Genomic DNA, 22,810 nt, shown 5'->3' with positions numbered 1-22,810 from the left:
TCGCGCCTAGAACTGGAAGTTCACCGCCAGGGCGAAGGTGCGGCCGAACGACGCGGTATACAGCGGGTCCTGGCGCACCGTGTCCGTGTAGAGCTTGTTCTTCTCGTTGGTGATGTTCGACATCTCGGCGATCAGCTTGATATTGTCGCTGATGTTGTACGAGGCCGATGCATCGACGAAGATCGAGCTCGCCGCACCGTTGGCGTCGCTGTCCGCCGGTCCGGGAATGCCGGTGAGATAGCCGGCGCGATAGTTGATGGTCGTTCGGATGCTGAAACGCGAATCCTCGTAATAGAGCGTGCCGCTCGCCGTTTCCGGCGACAGGCCGACCAGCGGCGCGGTCCGCGCCAGGGTCGGCGCGCCGGTCACGGGGTTGGTCTGCAGGATGTAGTTGATGTTGGAGCGGACCCGGGTGAAATTGGCGAGCACGCCGAGGTTGCTGAGGAAGCCGGGCAGGAAGCGCAACGGCAGCTGCACGTTCGCCTCGAACCCGCGCAGCGGTCCGCCCGGGGTGTTGTTGCTGCGCGAGAAATTGAACAATTCGGCCGGGCTCGCCGTGCTTCCGGAAAGCAGCGACAGGGGCAGATTGAGCTCGCTGAACGGGACCAGCTGGTTCGTGTTCTGGATGTAGGTTTCGATGTTCTTGTAGAAATAGGCGACCGACAGCAGCGAGCCGGGTGCGAAATACCATTCGAGCGCGGCGTCGAAGGTATTGGCCCGGATCGGATCGAGCAGCGGATTGCTGGCCGATCCGGTCCGGATGGCGGCGTTGACGCTCGCGCTCGGGATCAACTGGCCGTAGGCTGGACGCGACATCACCCGCGCGACGGAGAGTCGGCCGATCAGGTTGGACGTGAGGTCGAAGGCCAGATTGGCCGAGGGCAGCCAGTCTTCGTAGGACCGCTCGACGGTGGTGATGACTCCCAGCGTCGGATAGAGCGATCCGGCCGGCGCGTTGATCGGGATCGTACCTTCGGTGTGGAGATCGGTGCGGACGTAGCGCACCCCCGCGTCGCCCCGGACCGGGATCGGCAGCATGTCCGCGGTGTCGAACTTCACCATCAGATAGCCGGAGGTATATTTCTCCTTCACCTTGCCCAAGGCGCTGCCGCACTCGATCCCGCAATATTGGTAGACATTGTCGAAATCGACCGCCTCGCGGAACTTGTCGGGATCGATCGCGGCGAAATCCTGCATGTTTCCGCCGAGATTCTTGGCGACGCCCGTGGTGACGAAGGTCAGGCTGCTCAGCGAGACGCCGGCAGGCAAGGTCAGCGGCAGGCGCTGGGCGGGGATGAGGTCGCGCTGGCGCTGCTTGTAGTCGCCCGTGCGGTACTGGCCGCCGGCCTGCACCACGAAGCCCGGTGCGGCTTCCCATTCCGTGTTGAGTTCGAAGGTCTTGCTGATGATCGAGTTGCGGCGATCGAAGCTCGAGATCTGGCCGCGCTGGGTGCCGTCTGGCAGCGGCGGCCCGTAAGAAAAGATCGAGGCATCGCTCGGATCGACGCCGTAACCCAGTGTCGGAAGATCGGGATCGTCGCGGAAGTCGATCGAGAAATTGTCGGTGTCGTTCGAGTCCATCGCCACCTGGAGGCGATCGACCTGCAATATTGAATCCGAAATGCCGGCGAGCCCGTAGATTCGAAACGTATCGCTGAAGCGGTGATCGACGTTGAGATTGACCTGCCGGAAGGTCGACGTGAACTTCTCGTCCTGCATCTCCGATCGCAGATCGACTCCGTCCCACAGGCCGTGGATCAGCGAACCCTCGTCGTCGACCTCGATGTCCCTGATCGACATCATCGGCTGACCGCCGTTCGACAAGGTGCGGCCCATCGAGCGTGCGTCCAGATAGGTGTCGAGGCGGTCGACCTTGAACCGGGCGTACAGTCCGTCGAGCGAGATGTCGGTGCGGTCGCTCGGCTTCCACTGCAAGGTCAAAGATCCGGCGAGACGCTCCTGCTCCTGGCGCGATTTGACCGGTCGCGGCAGGCGCGGAAGGAAGACGCCGCCGCCGGGCCGTCCGGACACGCCGGTGCGGCTCATGATATAATCGTACGCTTCCTTGGTGCTGGTGCGCGGATTGCCGGTGCTGCAATTGTTCGCGTCGGCCCCCACCGGGACGGGCGGCGATCCGACCGTATTGCCGGGGCCGGGGCTGGTGACGGCGACTCCCTGATAGGTGTAACCGATCGGGGTGCAGAAGGGGAAGATGATCGAGGTCGGCGTGGTCTGCCCCGGCAGCAGGACCGATTGCGACTGGCCGGCAACGTAGGTCGGCAGGATATCGACCGCGGAATAGGCGAATTCCTCGATATTCCGCCGCGAATAAGCGACGCTGCCGAGCACGCCGAACGTGTCGCCGAACTTCTTCGACACCAGCGCGGACAGGCGCGGGTCGATCTTCTTGGCGATGTCGTTGTAGATCCCGCGGGCGGTGCCCGAAAAGGTGAAATCCCCCTTCTGGTCGAACGGCTTGGGCGCGCGCAGGTCGACGGTCGCGCCGAGCGACCCCTCTTCCACGTCGGCCGACGTCGTCTTGCGCACCGACAATGCCGAGAAGATCTCGGTCGGGAAGGTGACGAAATCGAACGAGCGGCCGGAGCTGACGCCGCCGCGTATGTCGGTGCCGCTGACCTGGGACACCCCTTCCATCCCGTTGATCCGCACGCGCGTGAATTGTGCGCCCAGACCGCGGACCGAGATGTTGCGGCCTTCGCCGCCGTCGCCGCGCGACAGCGCGACGCCGGGGATTCGCTGCATCGATTCGGCAAGGTTGGAATCGGGGAATTTGCCGATGTCCTCGGCGACGATGCTGTCGACCGCCGCGGTTTCCTGGCGCTTCAGGTTCAGGGCGTTGTTCAGCGAGGCACGGAAGCCGGTGACCACGATACCGGCTTCCTCCGCCGATGCGTCGCCCGCCGGCAGAGCCGATGGGGACGGCTCGGCTGCCTGTCCGGCGTCGGGAGGAGCGTCCTGGCCGGACACCTGGGCTGCGGCGGGCGACGCCATCAGGATGCCGAGGAAACTCGTCGAGACAAGCAGGCGGCGCTTGCCGCTGGCGTTGCAGCCCATTTCACCTCTCCCTTTGGCCCGGATGGCGGATTGTCCGCCGCAGCGATGCTGAACCGCTTTTCTTGTGAAGGCCGCACGTCGGGTAACATTGTCAGCTGCGATCCACAATAGCGTCTTACATCTTCGCCATTTGTGGCCTGACCAATCTCGGGGGTGCTTCGTCGAATCCGGCCCCGCCGAACCTCAGACCGTGCGCCGCGCCAGCGCGCGCCGCCTTTGGTCCGTTTCCGCGCGCGCCCGTTCCACGGCTTCGGTCTCGGTGACGTCGAGAAGATGGTCGATGACGCGGGTGAGGTGATCCCGCATCGCGTTGCGGGCGTCGACCGGGGATCGGGCCTCGAGCGCCCGCAGGATTCGCCCATGTTCGGCCATCCGGTTCTCCGTCCCCAGGCTGCCCGCCTTGAGGAGAACTTCGCGGGCGAGCGGCGAGCGGAAGCGCATGTCCCAGAAGTCCGTCACGGCGGCGATGATCACCGCATTGCCGGTCGCCTCGGCGATGGCGATGTGGAAGCGGCGGTCGGCCTTCTCCGCCGCAGCAGTGTCTTCCACTGCCATCTGCGCCAGCAGCGATCGCAACTCGGCCAGTTGCGCCTCGTCAATCTCGGTCGCGGCGACCGCCGCGACTTCACCTTCGAGCAGCCGCCTGGCCTCGGTAATCTCGAACGCGCCGATGTCGAGCGCTTCATCCACCTCGACGGTGGACGAGGCGAGCACGAACACGCCGGATCCCTTGCGCGCCTCGACCAGGCCCTGCATTTCGAGCGCGATCATCGCCTCTCTTATGGTCGGCCGGCTGACCTTGAACCGTTCGGTCAGGTCACGCTCCGGCGGAAGGCGCGAGCCGACCGGGTACAGGCCGTTCGAGATGTCGGTCAGGATCGCCTGCACGATCCTGCGATACAATTTTCCGCCGCGTTCAGCCGCTTGCATTCCGTTCCCCGTTCGTCCGCGAGCGCAACCCACGCCCGCGCCAATGCCGTCGATCATCCTACTTCGCGCACGCCCATCTGTCATCCTGGCGTGGAAATGTCTGACAGCCTATTGCACGTTGCCGGACCACAACTTACGACATTGCCAAAGGAGAGTCGCCTTGCGGGGCAGCGTCATCGGATCTGAAGCGCCGCTCAGGATGGCGGTCGGGTAAAACTTCCCTGCCAATCGAGAACAGAAAAGAGGAGAGGAAGCATCATGCACGCAAGGATCGCAAGGATCGCGTTTCTGGCCGTTGCCGCAGCGCCGCTGATCGCGCTGGCGCCGGCACCGTCTGCGGCTCAGACCCAGGCGCCGTGGCGGGACGTCACGCCTCGCGGCGGGCTGACCGGGTGGCACAAGGCTGGCGGGAACGCCGTGTTCGACGTCACCGGCGGCGAGCTCGTCGGCCGTGCGGCGCTGGGATCGGCCAACAGCTGGCTGGTGTCCGACGACCAATATGGCGATTTCATCCTCGAGTTCGAGGCGAAGACCGACACGATCCTGAATTCGGGCGTGATGATCCGCGGCCAGAGCAAGCCCGATTACCGCGGCGGCGTGGTCCACGGCTATCAGGCGGAAATCGATCCCTCCGCCCGCGCCTGGAGCGGGGGGATCTATGACGAGCAGCGTCGGCAATGGCTGTACACGCTCGGGCGCAACGACGCCGCGCGGCGCGCCTTCCGCTCCGGCGACTGGAACCACTACCGGGTAGAAGCGATCGGCAACCGCCTGCGCACCTTCGTCAACGGAGTCCCTGCCGCCGACGTCGCCGACGATGTCGATGCGCGCGGCTTCATCGCGTTCCAGGTCCACGCCCTGCCGGATGCGCAAGCCCAGCGGCAGCCGGAAGTGCGATTCCGCAAGGTGCGGATCATCACCGATTCGCCGGCCCGCTTCGCCTCCCCGGCGACCAGGCTGGAGCAGCAGGGATGGCTGGCCAATCGGCTCACCGACGTGGAGCGGGGCGCCGGCTGGAAACTGCTTTGGGACGGCAGGACGACCGATGGCTGGCGCAGCGCCAAGGCGCCCGGCTTCCCGGCCAAGGGCTGGTCGATACGGGACGGCATCCTGTCGGTGGACGGCGCCGACGGTGCGGAGTCGACGAATGGCGGCGATATCATCACCACCCGGGACTATCGGGATTTCGAGCTGTCGGTGGATTTCCGGCTGACGCCCGGCGCCAACAGCGGGATCAAATATTTCGTCGATCCGGATCTTCTGAAGGGCGACGGGTCGGCGATCGGGCTGGAGTTCCAGCTGCTCGACGACGCCCGCCATCCCGACGCCAAGATGGGCCGCGACGGCAATCGTACGCTCGGCTCCCTCTACGACCTCATCACCGCACGAAACCTGTCCGACCCTGCCAACCCGAACAAGCGGTTCAACCCGCCCGGCGAGTGGAACCGCGCCGTCGTCGTGGTTCGCGGCCGGCATGTCGAGCATTGGCTGAACGGCTACAAGGTGGTCGAATACGAACGCGGGTCGCCCGCTTTCCGGGCGCTCGTCGCCGAAAGCAAATATGCCAAATGGCCGAAGTTCGGCGAATGGGACGCCGGGCCGATCCTGCTCCAGGATCACGGCGATCGGGTCGATTTCCGTTCTCTCAAGCTGCGCGAATTGTGAGGAGAGCGGGACCGATGTTCGACCGGCGGACGATGATCAAGGGCGCCGGCGCGGCGCTGGGCATGGCGATGAGCGCGCGCAGCTATGCACAGATCAAGGGCGCGAACGATCGCCTCCGGGTTGCGGTCGTCGGCGTGAACGGTCGCGGACAGGCGCATATGAGCGCCTTCACCAAGCTTCCCAACGTCGCCGTCACCCATCTCGTCGACGTCGATTCGCGTGTTCTGGCCAAGCGCGCGGGCGAGTTCGCCGCCAGGGGACATGCCGCGCCCCAGACCGAGAGCGACTATCGCCGCTTGCTCGATCGCAAGTCGGTCGACATCGTCACCGTCGCGACGCCCGACCATTGGCATGCCAAGCTTGCAATCGACGCGATGGATGCCGGCCGGGACGTCTATCTCGAAAAGCCGATCGGCATGGCGCCGGCCGAAGGCGAAGCGCTGATCGCGGTGCAGCAGCGCACCCGGCGCCTCCTGCAGGTCGGCAATCAGCAGCGATCGAGCAAGGAAACGCGCGCGCTCGCCGAGCTCGTCCGTGCCGGGCTGCTCGGCGACGTCTACGAGGCGCAGACCTGGTACGCGAACAACCGTATCTCGATCGGCCGCGGCCAGGAGGTTCCGCCGCCGGCGCATCTCGACTGGAACATGTGGCAGGGTCCGCGCCCGCGGGGTCCCTATCGCTCGAACCTGGTGCCCTATAATTGGCACTGGTTCTGGAAGTACGGAACCGGCGAGACCTGCAACAACGCCATGCACGAGCTGGATGTGGCGCGCTGGCTGATGGGCCTGGCCTATCCAAAGACGGTGTCCGCCCGCGGATCGCGGCGATTCTATCGCGGCGACGACTGGGAAATGTACGACACGCTCGCGCTCGATCTCGTCTATGCCGATGGCCGCACGATCCGGTGGGACGGCAACAGCTGCAATGCGATGCCGCGCTACGGCCGCGGCCGCGGCGTGCTGTTCCTGGGCACCAGGGGATCGGCGATCGTCGACCGCAACGGCTTCGAGCTGTTCGATCTTGCCGGCAAGCAGATCCGGCAGGTCGCCGCGCCCGCCAGCTCCGAGACAACCGGGACGGTCGGCGAGGGCGCGCTCGACGTCTATCATGCCGGCAACTTCGTCGACGTGATCCGCGGCCGGGCAAGCGCGCTGGCGTCGCCGATCCGCGAAGGCCATATCAGCACGACGCTCTGTCACCTCGGCAACATCGCCTATCGAACCGGCACGACCTTGACCCTGGACGAGGCGACCGGGCGGCCGTCGAGCCCCGAGGCGATGAAATTGTGGTCGGTCGACTATGAACCCGGCTGGGAGGTGAAGGCCTGACCTCCGCTCCACCCACGCCGCATGTCGAACGGTTCCTCGCCATGGGCACCCGCATCGAGCTGCATCTGTTCGGAACGGCCGAGGACGGTTCGATGATCGAAGCCCGGCGCGCGATCGAGGCCGTCGATGATGCGCTGACCATCCATCGCCCGTCCCCGACGACCGCGCTCAACGATAGCCTGGCCGCCGGCAGCCCCGCCGCCATCGACGACCCGTTGCTGTTCGATGCGCTGGTCGAGATCGACCACGCCTACCAGGCGATGGAGGGCCTGTTCGATCCCGCAGCGGATGTCTCCACCGGCGGGGCGGGATGGAACATGGTCCTGTTCGATCGCGAGGATGCCCGCATCCGTGCGCTGCGCCCGCTCGCGCTCGACTTCGGCGGTTTCGGCAAGGGCTTCGCGCTCGATCGGGCCTGCGACGTCCTGCGGCGGGCGGACCGAGTCTCGGCGCTGCTGTCGGCCGGAGAGAGCTCGATCGCGGTGGTCGGCGAGCATCCGCTTGGCGGGCGATGGCCGTTCGCCATTCCGCATCCGCTGCAGCCGGACCGCATCCTGCTGGAGCTCGAACTGGAGGATTCGGCGCTGTCGATCTCGTCCACCGTCGGCGAGGGAACCTATGCGCCCGATCGTGCGCCGATGATCCGCCCTGGCGATGGAACGATCGTCACCGGCCGGCGCACGGCGGTCGCCTGCGCGCGCAGCGGCGCCCGCGCGGAGATGATGAGCACGGCCTTGCTCGTCGCCGATGGCGATCAGGCGAAGCGCTTCCTTGACGGGGAGCCCGCGCGCCGCTTTCTGTTTGATTTTACCGGTGAAACGGGGATCTCCGTTCCGCCAGCGGAGACCGTGATACGATGATCGACAAGGATTTTGATCTGACCCGCCGGTCGTTCATCGATCATGTGCTGAAGGCGTCGGCCGGCGCGGGAATGGCGGCCGCCGCGCCCTGGGCTGCCTTTGCCGCGAGCGCCGCGCCTGGGCAGAAGGATCGCGTCCGCCTGGGCGTGATCGGCACCGGGGATCGCGGGCGCACGCTGATCCGCAACATCGCCAAGACTCGCAATTGCGCGGTGGCGGCGATCTGCGACGATTACGAGCCGAATTTGGTCAAGGGCCGCGCGCTCGTTCCCGGGGGGACGCCCGCCTTCGCCGATCATCGCGCGATGCTGGACGCGGGCGGGATCGACGCCGTGGTCATCGCGACGCCCCTCCATGTCCACGCGGCGCAGACCCTCGACTCGTTCGATGCCGGGGTGCACGTCTGGTGCGAAAAGGCGATGGCGCGAACGATCGCCGATTGCAGCGCGATGGTGAAGCGCGCGCAGGATCGCCGCAAGGTGCTGCAGATCGGCCATCAGCGGATGTTCAACCCGACCTATCTCAACGCGCTGAAGCGGGTGAAGGCCGGCGAGATCGGGCCCGTCACCCAGATCCGCGCGAGCTGGCACCGCAACACCAGCTGGCGCCGCGCGGTGCCCGCCGGCAGCGATCTGGAGCGGAAGATCAACTGGCGCCTGTATCGCGACAGCTCGGCCGGGCTGATGACCGAGCTCGCGACCCACCAGCTTCAGGTCGGCAATTGGTTCCTCGAGGCGCCGCCCACCCGCGTGATCGGGTCGGGAAGCATCTGCTTCTGGAAGGATGGGCGCGAGGTCTACGATCAGGTTGCTTTGGTCTTCGACTATGCCGGCGGCCGCAAGCTCGTCTACACGTCGCTGCTCAACAATGCGCGCTACGGCTGCGAGGAGCAGATCCAGGGCAGCAAGGGCACGATCGAGCCCGAACTCGGCCGGATCTATCAGGAAAAGCCGCCCGGCGTCCCCGCCTTGCGAAAGATGGGGGAGGACGTCCAGGCGGGCCGCAAGCGCCCGGTGCCGATCGGCGGCGCGACCTGGTTCCCGGAGCTGCCGGTGACGACGCCGGGCGAGTCGCTGGGCTGGGGCGAATATGACGAGACGATGCTGCAGTTCGAGGTCTTCGGCGAAGCGGTGCGCAGCGGCGTTCCCGCACCGGGACTGCTGCGCCAGGCCTATCATGCCAGCGTTACGTCGCTGATGGGAGAGGATGCGATGGACAGCGGCCGGCCGGTCGACTGGCCGTCGTCGCTCGTCGATATTTGAGCCGGTCGGAAGGTGCGACGACCTTCATGGTCGCCCCTCGCCTCAAAGGGTGATTTCGCGTCCCTCCAGCGCGCTGCGCATCCCGGCATCGAGCACCTCCATGACGGCGACGGCGGCGGAGGCCGGAACCGGGTTGGCGCCGTCGCCGCGCAATGCGGCGGCCAGCGCCTGCCAGAACAAGCGATAGTCGCCCGGCTCGTTCGCCACCGGCACCGGTGTCGACGGATCGTCCCCACGCGTGAGCAGGCCGGGAACCGGATCCAAGCCCCAATCGGCGCCCTCGGGCAGCCGGCCTGCGACGGTCGCCGCTTCCTGGGCATCAAGACCGTGCTTGATCCAGCTTCCCTGCGTGCCGTGTACCGCGAAGCGCAGGCCATGCTGCGCGGCCAGCTTGCTCGAATGCAGGATGGCGCGATGCTGCTCGTAGCGCAGCAATGCGTGGAAATAATCGGGCGCGGGCGCCCCGGCGCGCAAGGTCGTAATGTCGGCGGTGATCGCCAGCGGCCGGCCGAACAGGGCCAGCGCCTGGTCGACCAGATGCGGGCCGAGATCCAGCCAGGATCCGCCTTGCCGCGCCTCTTTCCACAGCGGGGCGGGGATCGGCCGCCAGCGATCGAAATGGCTTTCGAACTGAACGATGGTGCCCAGCGTTCCGGCATCGATCATCCGGCGAAGCGTCCGGAAATCGGCGTCCCACCGGCGGTTGTGGAAGGCGGTCACCATGCGGCCCTTGGCCTCGGCCGCCTCCGCAATCCGCCGTGCGTCGGCGAGGGTGGTCGCGAATGGCTTGTCGATCAGCACATGCTTGCCGGCGCCGAGCGCCGCCAGCGCGTGTTCGGCATGCAGGTCGTCCGGACTGCTGACGATCACCAGGTCGATGCCGGATTCGGCGAGCAGCGCATCGACGCTCGGGACCACGCGCATGCCCGGCAGATCGACCCGGACCTTGGCGGGATCGCGTGACACCACGGCGCGCAAGGTCATGCCGGGCGTGACTCGGACGTAGGGCGCGTGGAAGGCGCGACCGCCGAGCCCGTAGCCGATGAGGCCCACTCCGATATCGTGCGTCATTTCCTCTCCCGGGCGATCGCTGACAGGCGCCTGTCCTCCTGTGACGATGTTCGCGCCGGGAGCAAAGCCCCGGCGCAAATGCACGGTGCGCCACGCACACGCCGACGAAGAGCGCCACGACCGCTCCTGACGACAACCGCCGTTCGCCGCATTCCGCTCGAACGGCGGCAGGGCCCCCGTCCTTCGTGCGCGCGAGGTCCGGATCCCGGGCGCCCACGCCGCCGCCTTGCTCTCCCGGAGGGCGCCGGTGGCGGCCCTGGTCTGTCGCCAGCGTTCAGGGTTCTCGCAGGATGTCCGACAGGGCGGCGAGGCGGTGCTCCCAGGTCGATCGGCGCGCCCGGATCCAGGCGTCGAGCACGTCGAGCCCCTCGGGCCGAAGCCGGCAGGCGCGCACCCGCCCGATCTTCTCGGTCGCGACCAGCCCGCAGTCCTCCAGCACCCGGAGGTGCTGCATGACGGCGGTCACCGTCACGTCGAGCGGCCCGGCAAGCTCGGACACCGAGCGCGGTCCGCTGCCGAGCAGGTCGATCAGCCGCCGCCGGGTCGCGTCCCCCAGCGCCTGGAAGATCCGATCCGCGTGGGTGCTGTCCGGTCGGTTCATCCTACGCCTTTAGCACGCCCTCGAGCCGGCCGAGCAACACCTGCCAGCCCATCTCGCGGATCTCGGGCCCGTCCGCCCCTTCGAAGAAGGCGCCCTGGAAGGTCAGCACCAGCTCCGTTCCATCAGCGTGCGGCATCAGCTCGGCGGTGACCAGAGCGGCCGAGATCATCGCCTCCCCAAACGCCATCTTCGACGCCCAGACGATCCGCTGCTCCGGCACCAGGTTCAGCACCATGTCGGCATTGCTGATCGCCTGTCCCGCGAACGGCGTGCCGTCGCGGAACCGGTAGCGCAGCCGCTCGGTCGCACCCTCCCTCAGATCGGCGGCGAACTCCTCGACGTCGTGCTGGTCCCCTTCGGCGAACCAGCGCCGCTTGATGTCCGGATCGGCAAAGGCCGCGAACACCCGCGCTGGCGGCGCTGGCAGCACCCGGGAGAGCGAGAAACTCGAATGGATCACGTTGGCAGACACGGCGATTCTCCTTGCTGAAGTTTTGACTTCAGTATCAACGGTGAGAAGATAGTCAAGCCATGACTTCAGTTTTGAGTTGCCGCTTCGATAAGCCGGGCTTATCAGCAACGACGCTAATTCAGTTACCCTGGCCGGAATGCGGCCCGTAGAAGCCCGGCATGCCGTGCCCCCATCCCTGCCGCGTTCTTCAAACCGCGGCACCGGGCCAAGCCCCGCTTCGGCCGACAGCCGGATCCTGATTCAGCGATGGCGTCCCGCGAGATCCTGCTCTTCCTGCTGCTCTGCGCCATCTGGGGCACGACCTGGATCGCCATGAAATTCGGGATCGAGACGGTCCCGCCCCTTCTCTTCGCCGGGACTCGCTTCCTGGCCGCAGGCCTGGTGCTCGCCGCCTTGCTGGCGCTCCGGCGGTCGCTGGTGGTTCCGGCGATCGCCGACATCCCGCGTCTGCTCGCCGTGTCCCTCCTGGTGATGACGACCTGCTACGGCCTGCTCTTCTGGGGCGTCCAATATGTCTCCTCTGGCCTGGCCGCGGTGCTCGAGATGTCGTTGACTCCGGTTGCGCTCCTCGCCTTCGCGCTGATGCTCGGCGACGAGCGCTTCAGCCGGCGGCGCGCCGCCGCGATCGTCCTCGGCGTCGCCGGAATCGTCATCCTGTTCGCGCCCGCGGCGACCACCGAAGGGTCCAGTCTCGCGGGGCTGGCAGCGGTGTCCGGCGCGGCATTGGTCTACGGCTGGGGCGCCGTGCTCTCGCGCCCGCTCATGGCCCGCTACAGCTCCCTCTGGCTCGCCTGCGTCACCATGGTGACCGGCGGTGCCCTGCTCCTCGGCATCTCCCTCCTCGTCGAGCCGCGCGCACCGGCGATGCTCCAAACCGCCTGGCCCGCGCCGGCGATCGGCGGCTGGCTGTTCCTCGTCCTGTTCGGCTCGCTGCTCGGCTACACCATCTACCTGCACCTGCTGCGGGTCTGGGGCTCGTCTCGCTCCGGTTCTTATGCCTTCGTCTCGTCGGTCGTCGCGGTCGCGGCCGGGCATCTGGTGTTTGGAGAGGACGTGTCGCGCACGCAGGTGGCGGGCATGGCCGTGCTCCTTGCGGCGGCTTGGTTCGCGATCCGGCCGGACCGGGAGCGGGCGGGGTGCGAAGTCGGCGGGACGGCGAGCGGCGTCGAAGCTTGCTTGTCAGGGCAAACATCCCGATGACCCCTGCGTCGGATCTCGCCCGTCGCAAAGCGGCGGACCTCGAGCGGTGTGGGTCGCGCCGCCGCAGGTCGCAGTCCAGCCCAAGAGCGGCTCCGAAGGTCTAGGAGGTTTGCCTTGCAACGCCCAGGGCGTGTCAACGGCGATCGGCAACCAGGCGCGCAAGACCGAAGTCCCGATGGTCAACAGGAACCGACTTTTCGCTCCAGTGACAGAAAGGTAGGACGGCGGTCCCGGCGCTCGGACAGCGACCAGAATTCAACCGCCCCAGTGGACACGGCGGTTTTGGCCGCCAAGCTCGATCGACCCGGGTCTGAGGTGGCGTTCGAACTATGTCGAGGTTGCAGGTTGATGAAAGGCAAGGGAACGTAGCCGTATAGAAAGAGAAGCTTGAAAAGCTCAGCGGCGTTGGTTTACTCGACGAGAAGAACAAAGAGCCGCTTACCAGCCCGAGGGCTCAGCCTCTACACCAGCTTATCTAAGGCTCCATGGATGGCGATGACGGATGCCGAGGCAGCGCGCCTCGTCACACATCTTGAGGCAGCGGTGCGCCAGTTCGCATCTGAACCGACCGCGAATGGGATCCTTGATGTCTTAAACCAGTGGCGTTCAGACGTGGAGGCTGGCAGACAGGTAGAGCGGAAACTCAAGGTTCGGCAAAGCCCAGGCATAGACGAACTAGCCGGCGTCCCCCGGGGAGGGGCAACAACGACTGGGGACTTCGTCGGAAAGGAAGAATACAGCAATTTTGAGCAGCTGGACATGCTCGTGGCCGCTCTCGGTGTGGCTTTTCTCGCACCCAAGATGATGGCCTCCCGAGTCATAGGAATGGTCAAGAGGAGTATACCTCCAGCCACGGCAGCGCAGGGGGTTGTGGTCCATCGAGTTGGCGTTGGCGATGATGACGCAACCGAAGTAGTGCAGCCGATCTCGTCGGTCACGATTGCGCAATCAGACTTGGCCACGCTTAAGCTTGGGCGCCTGCTGGACGAGATCTCGAGAGAGGCGGGCCTCCCCTCTCGACAGTTCACGAGCCAGTTAGGGACTGACGAATGACGCTGCGATCCGACATGTGGAGTGACATAAGCGCCACGATCGCCACGGCAACGAGCGCCAACCTGTCCGCGATTTCGGCAGGAAACGACCTCTATGAGTGCTACATCTGGGCGCTAGTGCTGGAGGCCGCGCGTCGAGAGGGAGCATCGATCAGTCTGGTAACGCGCTCTGGAATGCCTGCGACAGCATTCTACTTCCGCACGGCGCCCACCTCAATCTTCTCCACCCTCCATGATTATTGCCACGCTGAGATACGCTTCCCTCGAGGGGCGCCGGTGCTTGAGGCGCATGTCGGCATCTATGTATCTGGTAAGTCGCGAGTAAATCATGAGTGCGACGTCGCGGTGGTCTACCAGGACGAAGCCAACACCTGCCGTTTCAACAGCGTTCACCCTCGATCAAGCAAGGTCATTTTGTCGGTCGAATGTAAGTATTACCTCAGCAGCACACTTGGTGTCGATCTCGGTCGATCCTACCTCGGATTGATTGACGACATCTATGCAGATGGCCGCTTTTTCGTGTCAACGCAGAACGCCGGGTCAGTGGACAAGCTATTTTCCCGACACAAGAAAGAATTCGAGATCGGACTTTCCCCGTTGACTCCCGATCGGGAAATGCGGCTTCGCGGCTCCTTCGAAAAGGTATTTCGAAACTTCCAAGCGCGTTGAGGTGGCGAGCGGTAGGGCCATGATCACCGTAGCTCTGCTCGAGCAACTCGCGGGCAATGAGTTCGAGATCCTCCTGTGGCAACACGCTGAAGGGGATCGGCAGGTCGCACGTAATCGTCCAACTCTCAGGCTTCTTGCCGCCCGTTTTGGGAAAGAAGATCCTCCGACGCCCGAGGATCTGCTCGCCGAAATCGAGGTGAGCTCGCTCCGCTCAGCCTCCGAAAGCTCCACCACTGCAAGTCGTCCCATCGCCCGCCTCCCTGATGCGGACGAGTCTGAGTCAAATCACACCGCCAAACCAGCGAACTTCAGACTCAGGACACTAGCAGCTTTCAGGTGATCAAGCGCGAGAAGCGGACGCTCCTTCATGCACGTGGGCAAGCCGAGACAACCAAGAATTGGTGTTCGGCCACGCGTGGAGACTTCGAGGAGCGCACGTTCGTTCATCCAGCGCATATCAGGCTGCCACCAACACCGGGGCCGCCTCGCCCAAGAATCTAAGTACGGGCCCTGCGAATTCATCTGGGTTCAGCCGACCAAGAGCGTACGCTCCGCGTGCGTCGACTTCCGACCGATCACGTATTCGGCGTTGTCCAGCTCCGGGCTGATCATCGCCGTAGCGAAGATGATCTGGTGCCGCGCCGTCAGCGAGGCCGACCGTTCGGCAATCAGCCGCTGGAAGTTCCGGCTACGCTCCGGCTCCATGCCCTTGTCCTCGATCGTGTCCAGAATGAGCAGACGGAAGTGCCGGAAGCCGGGGTCCTCGGCCGCCGCGGCAAGAAAAGAGGAGAGCAGAGCGTTCTTGAGGTAGATTGTCGAGGATGCCGACGAGTAGGTATGCCCGTCCACGGAAATGGCGTCGCGCTTAAAGTCGAAGGAAACGCTCTTGGCCTTCTCGAACGAATCCTGGCGAGGTAGGTCGTGATGCAGCAAGGCGAGCGTCTCGCGCTCGACGCGCTGGTACGCATTCGACAGCCTCTCCTGCTGGGTCGCGGCCAGACGCTCGTTCATGTCCCTCAGCCGCGTCAACTCGGCGGTGAGGTCCGCCTTTTTGGTCGATAGCGCGTCCAGTCTCGCTATCAGGCGCTCCTGCCTCGCGATCTCCTCCAGTTCCCGCCGCAGATAGCCCATCTGCTCGTTGAGCGTCGCGAGTCTCTGCCTAGTCTCGTTCTGCGGAGTGCGCTTGGCCGTGCGCAGCCGCGCCGCGGCGTCCTTCCACCGAGCGAACACCGCGGCCCGCTTATCGTCCAGCTCCGCCAGCTCGCGGTCCCGGTCCGCCTGCACGCTGGTCGATTGCTTCTGCTGGACGAGCAGCTCGTTGAGCTGTCCAACGACCCTGCGGCGCATCCGCTCCTCGTCCATGGGCGCCTTGCACAGGCGGCAGGTATGGGGGTTGTCGTGCGACGGCAGCGTCGCGAAGCATGCGGGACACCAACTGTACTCGACCTCGCTGATCGCCTCGGCAACGGTCGCGGAATCCCGCAGGGCATCGATCTTGCGCGTCAGCGTGGCGAGGAAGATCTCCGAATCGGCTCGTTCGAGCCGCAGCCCCTCAATCTGCTGGTCGACGGAGGCGAGCTCGTTCTGAGCCGTGCGCACGGCGTCCAGGGCGCGACGCTGCGGCTCTAGTGAGACGACGTCCTCGCCGTCCTCTTCGTAGAGCGCCGCCTCCGCCTGAGACGCCTCCTCTCCAAGCCGGATCAGCTGCTCCTCGACATTCCGGCGCTCCGCCGCCGCCCACTCCAGGGTTAGGCTGTGGTTGACGTCAGCGAGCAGCGCATAGATCCCCCGCAAGGTCGCGTCGGCCGCTGCGAACTCCTTTTCGAGCTCGCGGATGCGTAGCTGGTTCGCATAGATGTCGGTATCGTAGGCACCCATCAGGAATCGTCCGATCGCCTCGCGCAGCTGCGGCGAGTCGAAGTTTTCGTCGCGGAAAATGTGGTCCACCGCGCTTAGTTGATCCGAGTACATCAAACGCAGCAGCTGATGCATGGTAAGCTTGCCCGACGTGTCGGTCTGCAGTTCCGGCAGGGCGAGAAGATTGAATACCGCCTGGGAAAAGCTCTCCCGCTCGCCGGACGTGCGGTAGGGGAACCGCATCCATTCGGAAACCGATGCCTTCTCCGCCTGCCCGATCGACCCGGCAAAAATCTCCATCGGCTGACCGGACTTCGCCGATATCAAGCGCGAGAAGGTGGCCACGTTCCCGTTGCACTCCACCTCCAGCGAGACCCGGTCGCAGAGCTGAGCCTGCTCGCTCCAGTTGGAGATGTCCGCTCCCAATCCGTACACGATCAGGCTGAGGATCGTGCTCTTACCGGAGCTGTTCTCGCCGGCGATGATGTTCACGCCGTCGTGGAGGCTCGCGCGATACGCGTACGACGAGCCCCGGTAGACCGCCACCTCGCGGATTACCAGGGTCGGCCTAAACAGCGTCATACAGGAATTCATCGAGATGGGAGCGGTCCTTCAACCCACCCGGGCCGTACGCCGAATACTCGCCGCCGAGCTGCTGCAGCACCGACATTAGGTCGGCCTCCTCCTCGTTCCGCAGCTTGGTGAGCGACATGAGCGAGGCCGGCACCACGCCTTCGTTCAGCCGCATGACCCCCGTCTTCTCGTCAACGTCCACCAGCCCGCGCGAGACTAGGGTCTGCACGGCAGCCTCGTAAGGCGCCGCCATCCTCCTGAACAACGCCCGGGGCGTCGGCAGGCGATCATAGGGGAATCGCGGTTGCGCCTTCAGCCGGCGCACGGCCCCCTTGAGCGCCGGCGATAGGCGCACGGCAGCCAGATGCTCAGGGAAGAGGAGCAGGAAGTCGAGCACGCGTAAAGCGGTGACGTCGATACCGTCCGCCATCTCGTCCAGCAGACGGCATGTGCGGAGCAGCGCGTTGTACGGGTCGAATGCCGGGTGGTAGACGAGCTGCGTCACGCCGCGTGCCAGCGTACGTAACAGCGGTCGGCCAACCAGTAGGTCATGCCCAGCACCAATCCATGATTAAGGGCGAAGGTCCCCAGCCCATACTCAGTAACGACCGCCTGCACGACTTTCTCCGACACAATCCGGTCGATCTCGGCGCCATCGCTGCTGCCGCACGCGGGATGGACGTGGGTCTCGAATTCCGCGTGGATGCGATGCAGGCAGAGAGCGAGCAGCTCCTGCGCGGCCCCGTAGAGGGAGTAGCGGTTGAGAAACTTGACGAAGAGCTCCTTGTGCCGGAGCGCCAGCCTCACCTTGTCGGGCCGTCCGCACCTGGCGAGCTTGGCCTCAAGTCCCCTGATCCCGTCCGGGACGAACTGCTCCTCGAAGAACTGCAGGCTGTCGATCCATTGCTCGCGGATCTCGTCGGCGTGGATCTCGCGATCGAGCTGCTTGACGAGCACGCTCACCTGACTGTCGCCAGGCAACCAGACGTTGACCGAGTTGTCGTCACGCCCAACAAGATTGCGGCCCGCGCTCGCACCCTGCTGATTGACGTCGTTCGAGTCCGCCAAAGGTGCTCAGCCCCGCCGGTTGCGGTTGTTGTCTCGCCCGACGATGTCGCCTCTGGATCTCGCACCTCGCTGATCGACCCTGTTCGAAGAACTGGACACGCGAATAGAGATCAACTTGATGACCACGCCGCCCGCCACGAGCGCAGCGACGACCGCCAAGATCTCTTTCCAGTGCTGAACCAAGAAATCAGGCATCTAAGTGTTCCCCCCGTCCGGGCAATTGATGCCAGCACCGGCGCCGCCTTACAAGACTTGTCGCACTCCGGGCGTGTATTGAGGCGGAACGGTCTGGGTTGACGAAGCGCAGCACTCCCCACGCGACATCGGGTGGAAGAAGCAGTCGGGCATCAGCGCGGAACTAACGTAGAGGACCGGCCGATCCCTACCGGGGGAGACCGTTCTTTCTGCATGAACGAACTGCGGCTTTCGGGGTCAAGCGCGGGGCCGGTGAATGTCCGAGATTGCCGCTTAGCGGACCTCGGAACGTAGGGCAGCCTGGAGGGACAATACCGGAACAGCGATCCGACCGCTCGCCTGCGCCTTTGATTGTTCCGCGACCGTCACTGCTTGAAGCAGTGCTCCCGATGCCAGGTGACGAAATGCGGATGCGGTCGGTCCGCGACCCGGGGCGGCAGGATCAGCCGCTCACTCGGATTGATCACGCCCCGGATGCTCGCCGGATCATTCGCCTGACGTGAGACAATGATCCGCATATCGTCATCGATCCCGATCAGGCCGCGATCAAACATCCAGTGTGCCGTGCCTGAGAGCGCCAGGCCGTTGCTGACGATGTCGGGGCCGTTCGCCTCGACCGGGCGGATGTGCGCGGCCTCGACCTCGGCGCGGCCGCCGCCGTTGATCAGCTTGAGGCCGGTGACCGCGCAGCGCTCATCATAGGCGCGCAGGACGATGCGGCGGAACACGCGGTCGCGCACCACGCGCGAGACGAGCATGGCGACACGCTCCCGCGCTTCGTCGAACGCAAAGGGCGCGTGATCCTCGCGGACGGCCTGGTCCGACTCCGTCTCTGCGCTGCCGAGGCGCGGCAGCAAGGGGCTCGGCTCGGCAAGGCCGGCTTCGATGATCCGGGTGAAGTCGCTGGCCGAGAGGCCACGCACCGCCGCCTGCGCCCGGCCGGAAATGGCGCCGGCTTCGTTGAGCAGGCCTCCTCCACAAGCGCACCGCTCCCGTCCGTGAACGGCACCGGGGTTGCGAAATCGAGATAAGTTCCCGGCTCGATCAGCGCGAGGTACATGCCCGGCGCGGAAGGGTCAGGGATGATCCGCTCGACGTTGGCGACAGCGAAATAGCCGCGCGTACCCGCCACCTTGCGTGGCTCGTAATAGACGATCCAGTCGCCCTCGCTCGCCTGCACCCGGCTGAGATACTGGCGGGGGAATTGGTAACGCTCGGCGGGCGTGTCGTCGTAGATCGAGTCCGATCGGTGGATGAAAACGCCGAACGCCACGATGGATGCTCCTCCATTCTTATCGCCACGGCACGTCACTTCGCTGGGCTTCTGGAACCGAGCCTAACACCGTTTGCAAAGTTCGCGAGCTTCATCCGGTGGTCCGGGCCGCAGATGCTGACTTCCCTCGCGGCACAATCGTGCTCTAGGTTCAACCCGATGATTAACGTCAACCGGTATCCTCGCTGAGCGAGATCTGCCCATTCTGCTTGCCCGCCGAGGAGCGGATCGCCTTTCTCGAGCCCTTGGCGAAGGGGTTGTGGGACGGCTTTCCTGTTGCTCCAGGCCACCTGCTCATCGTGCCGCACAGGCACGTCGCCACCTGGTCGGAACTCCACGCCACAGAGCAGCAGGCGGTCGTCGGCGCCATCGTGAAAGCGCAGGAGATCATTCGCGGCAAGCACAGTTGCGACGGCTTCAACGTCGGCTTCAACGAGGGCTTAGCCGGTGGCCAGACGGTGCCGCATTTCCACCTCCATGTCATTCCGCGCGTCCATGGCGACATGGAGGATCCCCGTGGCGGAGTCCGTCACGTCATTCCGGAGAAGGGCAACTATCTTCGCGCCCAGGTCACTCCGACGCCTGAGCTAGAAGCGGTTGATGCTGCCCCAAGGTCTGCGGCCGCACCGATTTTTGATACTCCCCATGCGAGAGCTCTGATCACCGGCGCTGACGATGCGCTCATCCGCCATTTGCTACCGCACATCGACAACGCGCAAGCGGTCGACGTTGCCGTCGCCTTTGTCCTCGAAAGTGGCGTGCGTCTACTGAGGCCTCATCTGCAGGAATTGCTCGATCGAAGCGGGCGCCTGCGCCTCGTCACCGGCGACTATCTTGACGCAACCGACCCCGACGCCCTGCGGCGGCTGATGGATTTGGAGGGGGACGTTCACCTCTCCGTGTTCGAGACGAAGGCGACAGGGTTTCATCCGAAGTCCTGGATCTTCCACATGCAAGATCAATCCGGCGTTGCATTGGTCGGGAGTTCGAACCTCTCCGAAACCGCGCTCAGAACGGGAGTGGAGTGGAACTTGCGAACCCACGCTCCGGATCAGGGCGGGGATTGGGAGACGATCCTCACTGGATTCGAGATGCTGCTGGCGAAGCCGGAAGTGCGACCTCTCACCCACGATTGGATCGACCGCTACGAGGCGCGACGCCAGCCTGCCTTGCCGTCAAATATGGGTGTTGCCGAGATCGCCGAGCCGTATCTCGTAGCGCCGCAGCCTCACCCAATCCAGCAGCGAGCATTGGCGGCGTTGGAGGAGACGCGTCGCGCTGGCTATTCGGCCGGCATGGTCGTGCTGGCCACCGGGCTGGGGAAGACGTGGCTTAGCGCCTTTGACTCGAATAGGCCTGAGTTCCGGCGGATCTTGTTCGTCGCTCACCGCGAGGAGATCCTCAATCAGGCGATGGAAACCTTCCGGAGATGTCGCCCGAAAGCACGACTGGGCCGCTACAACGGTGACCAGAAGGACACCAACGCCGATGTGCTGTTTGCGTCCATCCAGACGCTCGGCCGCGTCACGCATCTGAGGAATTTCCGGCCCGAGCATTTCGACTATGTCGTTGTCGACGAGTTCCATCACGCGGCCGCGGCTACCTATCGAAAGTTGATCGACCACTTCTCACCGAAATTTCTTCTTGGTCTCACCGCGACCCCGGACCGGATGGACGGCGCAGATCTCCTCGGCCTGTGCCAGGAAAATCTGGTATTCCAATGCGATGCGTTCGAAGGCATTGAAGCAGAGCTGCTCTCGCCCTTCAGCTACTTTGGCGTGCCAGACGACATAGATTATGCGCAGATCCCCTGGCGCGGAACGCGGTTCGACGAAGAGGCGCTCACCCAAGCCGCCGCTACTCAGGCACGGGCCCAGAATGCGCTGGAACAATACCGCAAGCTCGGAGGTAGCCGCACGATCGCATTCTGCGTGTCGCAGCGTCATGCAGACTTCATGGCATCTTTCTTCGTGGAGCAGGGGCTGCGTGCGGTAGCCGTTCACTCCGGCGCGCGTTCGGCGCCGCGAGCCAGCTCGCTCGAGGCTTTGGAGGCCGGCGAACTCGACGTCGTCTGCGCCGTTGACATGTTCAACGAAGGGGTCGACGTCCCCAACGTCGACACGATCATGATGCTGCGCCCGACGGAATCCTCGGTGATCTGGATGCAGCAATTCGGGCGTGGGTTGCGCCGATCGGAAGGCAAAGACCGGCTCCGCGTGATCGACTACATCGGCAATCACCGGATCTTTCTCACCAAGGCACGTACGCTCCTACAGTGCAGTCCCGGCGACCGCGCGCTTGCGCTCCAATTGGAGGCGATCACGCGTGGCAAAATCAGCTTACCGCCAGGCTGTGAGGTAACATACGATCTGGAAGCGCTCGACATCTTGCGCAACTTGCTCCGCCCCACCAGCAGAGGGGATGCGATTGAGAGCTTCTACCAAGACTTCGAGCTACGCTTCGAGGCGAGACCCACCGCGATCGATGTCCTGCATGCCGGCTTCAATCCGCGATCGACCGGCCACGGCAGCTGGTTTCGATTCGTCAGGGACCAGGGCGGTCTGAAGCCCGAAGAGGATCAAGCTCTCACCATCTATGGCGACTTGCTCGATCTGATCGCTACCACACCCATGACGCGAAGCTACAAAATGCTTGTGCTTCAAGCGCTGCGGCAAGAGGGAAAGCTACCTGGGCTACTGTCGATCGACCGACTTCAACAGCGCTTTACCGAGCTCGCCCAGCACCATCCTGCGTTTCGCGCAGACGTGAGCGCGCGGTTGAGTGACGACCGCGCGGTCCGCCGCCTGCTTGAACAGCACCCCGTAAAAGCCTGGGTGAAAAGCCGCTCGGCGGCGGGCAAATCTTATTTCAGCTACGATGGAGGCACCTTCCGCACCAGCGCGCCCGAGGCGCCGGCGCTCCAGGTCGCGCTTGGCGCCATGATCGACGAGGTAATTGACTGGCGCCTTGCAGAATATCTTGCTCGAGGAGCAGCCACGAACGAGGGCGAGCAAGAGGCGCTTGTTGCCTCTTCCAAGACGGCTCCGAACCGGCCTGCCGCGAACGCCGCGGTGCTCTGGCGCGAGTATATGCGCGAGGAGATCCCGCCTTTGTTCGGGCTCCCGTTCAATACCGGCTCGTGGAACCAAGGCTTCGTCTTGCAGGGTACGAACGCATTCCTCCTCGTCACGCTCGACAAATCGGGTCTACAGGACGATCACCAATATGACGACGGGTTCATAAGCGCCGATCGGTTCCGATGGCAAAGCCAGAATCGAACCGAGCAGCAATCGAAGCACGGCCAGATCATTCGCCAAGCGGTCCTAGGTTACGCAATCCACCTGTTCGTCCGCCCTGCGAAGAAACGCGGCACGAAGGCGACCCCGTTCGTTTACTGCGGCGAGGTCGATTTTGAACGGTGGGAAGGTGAAGCACCGATCACGGTAGATTGGGCTTTGAGGAATGCCGTACCCGGCCACCTAAGGCGCACCTTGCGGGTGCCATAGATCACGGTGCGGCGGGCTTCGCCCAGCCGCCCGTCGGACTTCGCGAGACTCATCGCGCCGCACACGCCCCCGTTGCAAGATCCGCAACACCAAGGTTCCGTCTCCGCCGCTTCCCGCACCGCTCCGCCGGCCCTAGATCCCGCCGCAAAGCAA

General features: G+C 64.7%; 19 protein-coding genes. 9 read left to right on the top strand and 10 right to left on the bottom strand.

The features are described from left to right. Window positions 1-6: 6 nt before the first annotated feature. Window positions 7-3,075 (bottom strand): TonB-dependent receptor, encoded by a 3,069-nt coding sequence (locus C7I55_RS17305; protein WP_199192863.1) that lies wholly within the window; start codon window positions 3,073-3,075, stop codon window positions 7-9. 183 nt (window positions 3,076-3,258) lie between these two features. Beyond that, window positions 3,259-4,005, bottom strand: coding sequence for a FadR/GntR family transcriptional regulator (locus C7I55_RS17300; protein WP_106514248.1), 747 nt, complete (start codon window positions 4,003-4,005; stop codon window positions 3,259-3,261). Between the two features lie 258 nt (window positions 4,006-4,263). Here C7I55_RS17300 and C7I55_RS17295 point away from each other — a divergent pair, with 258 nt between their 5' ends. From C7I55_RS17295 to C7I55_RS17280, 4 genes are read left to right on the top strand one after another with little or no spacing between them, the layout of a single operon-like run. Then, entirely contained in the window at window positions 4,264-5,670 is a 1,407-nt protein-coding gene (locus tag C7I55_RS17295; protein ID WP_106514247.1) for a 3-keto-disaccharide hydrolase, read from the top strand. A gap of 14 nt (window positions 5,671-5,684) precedes the next feature. Further along, entirely contained in the window at window positions 5,685-6,998 is a 1,314-nt protein-coding gene (locus C7I55_RS17290; protein ID WP_106514246.1) for a Gfo/Idh/MocA family protein, read from the top strand. A gap of 41 nt (window positions 6,999-7,039) precedes the next feature. Beyond that, window positions 7,040-7,858: an FAD:protein FMN transferase gene (locus tag C7I55_RS17285; RefSeq protein WP_106514245.1), complete on the top strand. Its 819-nt coding sequence runs from the start codon at window positions 7,040-7,042 to the stop codon at window positions 7,856-7,858. After that, entirely contained in the window at window positions 7,855-9,120 is a 1,266-nt protein-coding gene (locus C7I55_RS17280) for a Gfo/Idh/MocA family protein (protein WP_106514244.1), read from the top strand. Before C7I55_RS17285 ends, C7I55_RS17280 begins: the two co-directional genes overlap by 4 nt. A gap of 42 nt (window positions 9,121-9,162) precedes the next feature. On the opposite strand, the gene C7I55_RS17275 is transcribed toward C7I55_RS17280, so the two are convergent. From C7I55_RS17275 to C7I55_RS17265, 3 genes are all read right to left on the bottom strand, one after another. Beyond that, window positions 9,163-10,191, bottom strand: coding sequence for an oxidoreductase (locus tag C7I55_RS17275; protein ID WP_106514243.1), 1,029 nt, complete (start codon window positions 10,189-10,191; stop codon window positions 9,163-9,165). A gap of 274 nt (window positions 10,192-10,465) precedes the next feature. After that, window positions 10,466-10,792 carry an ArsR/SmtB family transcription factor gene (locus tag C7I55_RS17270; RefSeq protein WP_106514242.1) on the bottom strand — a complete coding sequence of 109 codons (327 nt, stop codon included), beginning with the start codon at window positions 10,790-10,792 and terminating at the stop codon, window positions 10,466-10,468. A 1-nt stretch (window position 10,793) separates the two neighbouring features. Next, window positions 10,794-11,264, bottom strand: a complete 471-nt coding sequence (locus tag C7I55_RS17265; protein ID WP_106514241.1) for an SRPBCC domain-containing protein — start codon at window positions 11,262-11,264, stop codon at window positions 10,794-10,796. 246 nt (window positions 11,265-11,510) lie between these two features. On the opposite strand from C7I55_RS17265, the gene C7I55_RS17260 reads away from it, so the two are divergent. The 4 genes from C7I55_RS17260 (at window position 11,511) to C7I55_RS27785 (ending at window position 14,525) form a co-directional block, all read left to right on the top strand. Then, a complete protein-coding gene (locus C7I55_RS17260; RefSeq protein WP_106514240.1) occupies window positions 11,511-12,464 on the top strand; it encodes a DMT family transporter in 954 nt (317 codons plus the stop codon). 489 nt (window positions 12,465-12,953) lie between these two features. Further along, window positions 12,954-13,517: a hypothetical protein gene (locus C7I55_RS17255; protein ID WP_106514239.1), complete on the top strand. Its 564-nt coding sequence runs from the start codon at window positions 12,954-12,956 to the stop codon at window positions 13,515-13,517. Next, the gene (locus C7I55_RS17250; RefSeq protein ID WP_106514238.1) at window positions 13,514-14,185 is read left to right on the top strand and encodes a hypothetical protein; all 672 of its coding nucleotides are present in this window, start codon (window positions 13,514-13,516) and stop codon (window positions 14,183-14,185) included. The genes C7I55_RS17255 and C7I55_RS17250 overlap by 4 nt, the downstream gene beginning before the upstream one ends. Window positions 14,186-14,204: 19 nt before the next feature. After that, the gene (locus C7I55_RS27785; protein WP_146151055.1) at window positions 14,205-14,525 is read left to right on the top strand and encodes a hypothetical protein; all 321 of its coding nucleotides are present in this window, start codon (window positions 14,205-14,207) and stop codon (window positions 14,523-14,525) included. Between the two features lie 188 nt (window positions 14,526-14,713). On the opposite strand, the gene C7I55_RS17245 is transcribed toward C7I55_RS27785, so the two are convergent. The 5 genes from C7I55_RS17245 to C7I55_RS28940 form a co-directional block, all read right to left on the bottom strand. After that, window positions 14,714-16,624: an ATP-binding protein gene (locus C7I55_RS17245; RefSeq protein WP_158266467.1), complete on the bottom strand. Its 1,911-nt coding sequence runs from the start codon at window positions 16,622-16,624 to the stop codon at window positions 14,714-14,716. Next, window positions 16,611-17,120 carry an ABC-three component system middle component 5 gene (locus C7I55_RS17240; RefSeq protein WP_106514236.1) on the bottom strand — a complete coding sequence of 170 codons (510 nt, stop codon included), beginning with the start codon at window positions 17,118-17,120 and terminating at the stop codon, window positions 16,611-16,613. Before C7I55_RS17240 ends, C7I55_RS17245 begins: the two co-directional genes overlap by 14 nt. Next, a complete protein-coding gene (locus C7I55_RS17235; RefSeq protein WP_106514235.1) occupies window positions 17,117-17,683 on the bottom strand; it encodes an ABC-three component system protein in 567 nt (188 codons plus the stop codon). Before C7I55_RS17235 ends, C7I55_RS17240 begins: the two co-directional genes overlap by 4 nt. Window positions 17,684-17,689: 6 nt before the next feature. Beyond that, the gene (locus tag C7I55_RS17230; RefSeq protein WP_106514234.1) at window positions 17,690-17,878 is read right to left on the bottom strand and encodes a hypothetical protein; all 189 of its coding nucleotides are present in this window, start codon (window positions 17,876-17,878) and stop codon (window positions 17,690-17,692) included. A gap of 365 nt (window positions 17,879-18,243) precedes the next feature. Further along, window positions 18,244-18,801, bottom strand: a complete 558-nt coding sequence (locus C7I55_RS28940) for an HNH endonuclease (RefSeq protein ID WP_233222264.1) — start codon at window positions 18,799-18,801, stop codon at window positions 18,244-18,246. A gap of 559 nt (window positions 18,802-19,360) precedes the next feature. Here C7I55_RS28940 and C7I55_RS17220 point away from each other — a divergent pair. Then, complete coding sequence (locus tag C7I55_RS17220; RefSeq protein ID WP_106514233.1) at window positions 19,361-22,657, top strand: DUF3427 domain-containing protein; 3,297 nt, start codon at window positions 19,361-19,363, stop codon at window positions 22,655-22,657. Window positions 22,658-22,810: the final 153 nt, after the last annotated feature.

It is taken from the genome of Allosphingosinicella deserti (genome assembly GCF_003012735.1).
Lineage (GTDB): Bacteria > Pseudomonadota > Alphaproteobacteria > Sphingomonadales > Sphingomonadaceae > Allosphingosinicella > Allosphingosinicella deserti.
This window is presented reverse-complemented; position numbering and strand designations above follow the sequence as displayed.

Coding starts and splice junctions, on each gene's coding strand:
- C7I55_RS17260 (WP_106514240.1), top strand. CDS start 11,511: ATGGCGTCCCGCGAGATCCTGCTCTTCCTGCTGCTCTGCGCCATCTGG.
- C7I55_RS17275 (WP_106514243.1), bottom strand. CDS start 10,191: ATGACGCACGATATCGGAGTGGGCCTCATCGGCTACGGGCTCGGCGGT.
- C7I55_RS17300 (WP_106514248.1), bottom strand. CDS start 4,005: ATGCAAGCGGCTGAACGCGGCGGAAAATTGTATCGCAGGATCGTGCAG.
- C7I55_RS17250 (WP_106514238.1), top strand. CDS start 13,514: ATGACGCTGCGATCCGACATGTGGAGTGACATAAGCGCCACGATCGCC.
- C7I55_RS17230 (WP_106514234.1), bottom strand. CDS start 17,878: ATGCCTGATTTCTTGGTTCAGCACTGGAAAGAGATCTTGGCGGTCGTC.
- C7I55_RS17305 (WP_199192863.1), bottom strand. CDS start 3,075: ATGGGCTGCAACGCCAGCGGCAAGCGCCGCCTGCTTGTCTCGACGAGT.
- C7I55_RS17270 (WP_106514242.1), bottom strand. CDS start 10,792: ATGAACCGACCGGACAGCACCCACGCGGATCGGATCTTCCAGGCGCTG.
- C7I55_RS17295 (WP_106514247.1), top strand. CDS start 4,264: ATGCACGCAAGGATCGCAAGGATCGCGTTTCTGGCCGTTGCCGCAGCG.
- C7I55_RS17285 (WP_106514245.1), top strand. CDS start 7,040: ATGGGCACCCGCATCGAGCTGCATCTGTTCGGAACGGCCGAGGACGGT.
- C7I55_RS17290 (WP_106514246.1), top strand. CDS start 5,685: ATGTTCGACCGGCGGACGATGATCAAGGGCGCCGGCGCGGCGCTGGGC.
- C7I55_RS17280 (WP_106514244.1), top strand. CDS start 7,855: ATGATCGACAAGGATTTTGATCTGACCCGCCGGTCGTTCATCGATCAT.
- C7I55_RS17245 (WP_158266467.1), bottom strand. CDS start 16,624: ATGACGCTGTTTAGGCCGACCCTGGTAATCCGCGAGGTGGCGGTCTAC.
- C7I55_RS17255 (WP_106514239.1), top strand. CDS start 12,954: ATGGCGATGACGGATGCCGAGGCAGCGCGCCTCGTCACACATCTTGAG.
- C7I55_RS27785 (WP_146151055.1), top strand. CDS start 14,205: ATGATCACCGTAGCTCTGCTCGAGCAACTCGCGGGCAATGAGTTCGAG.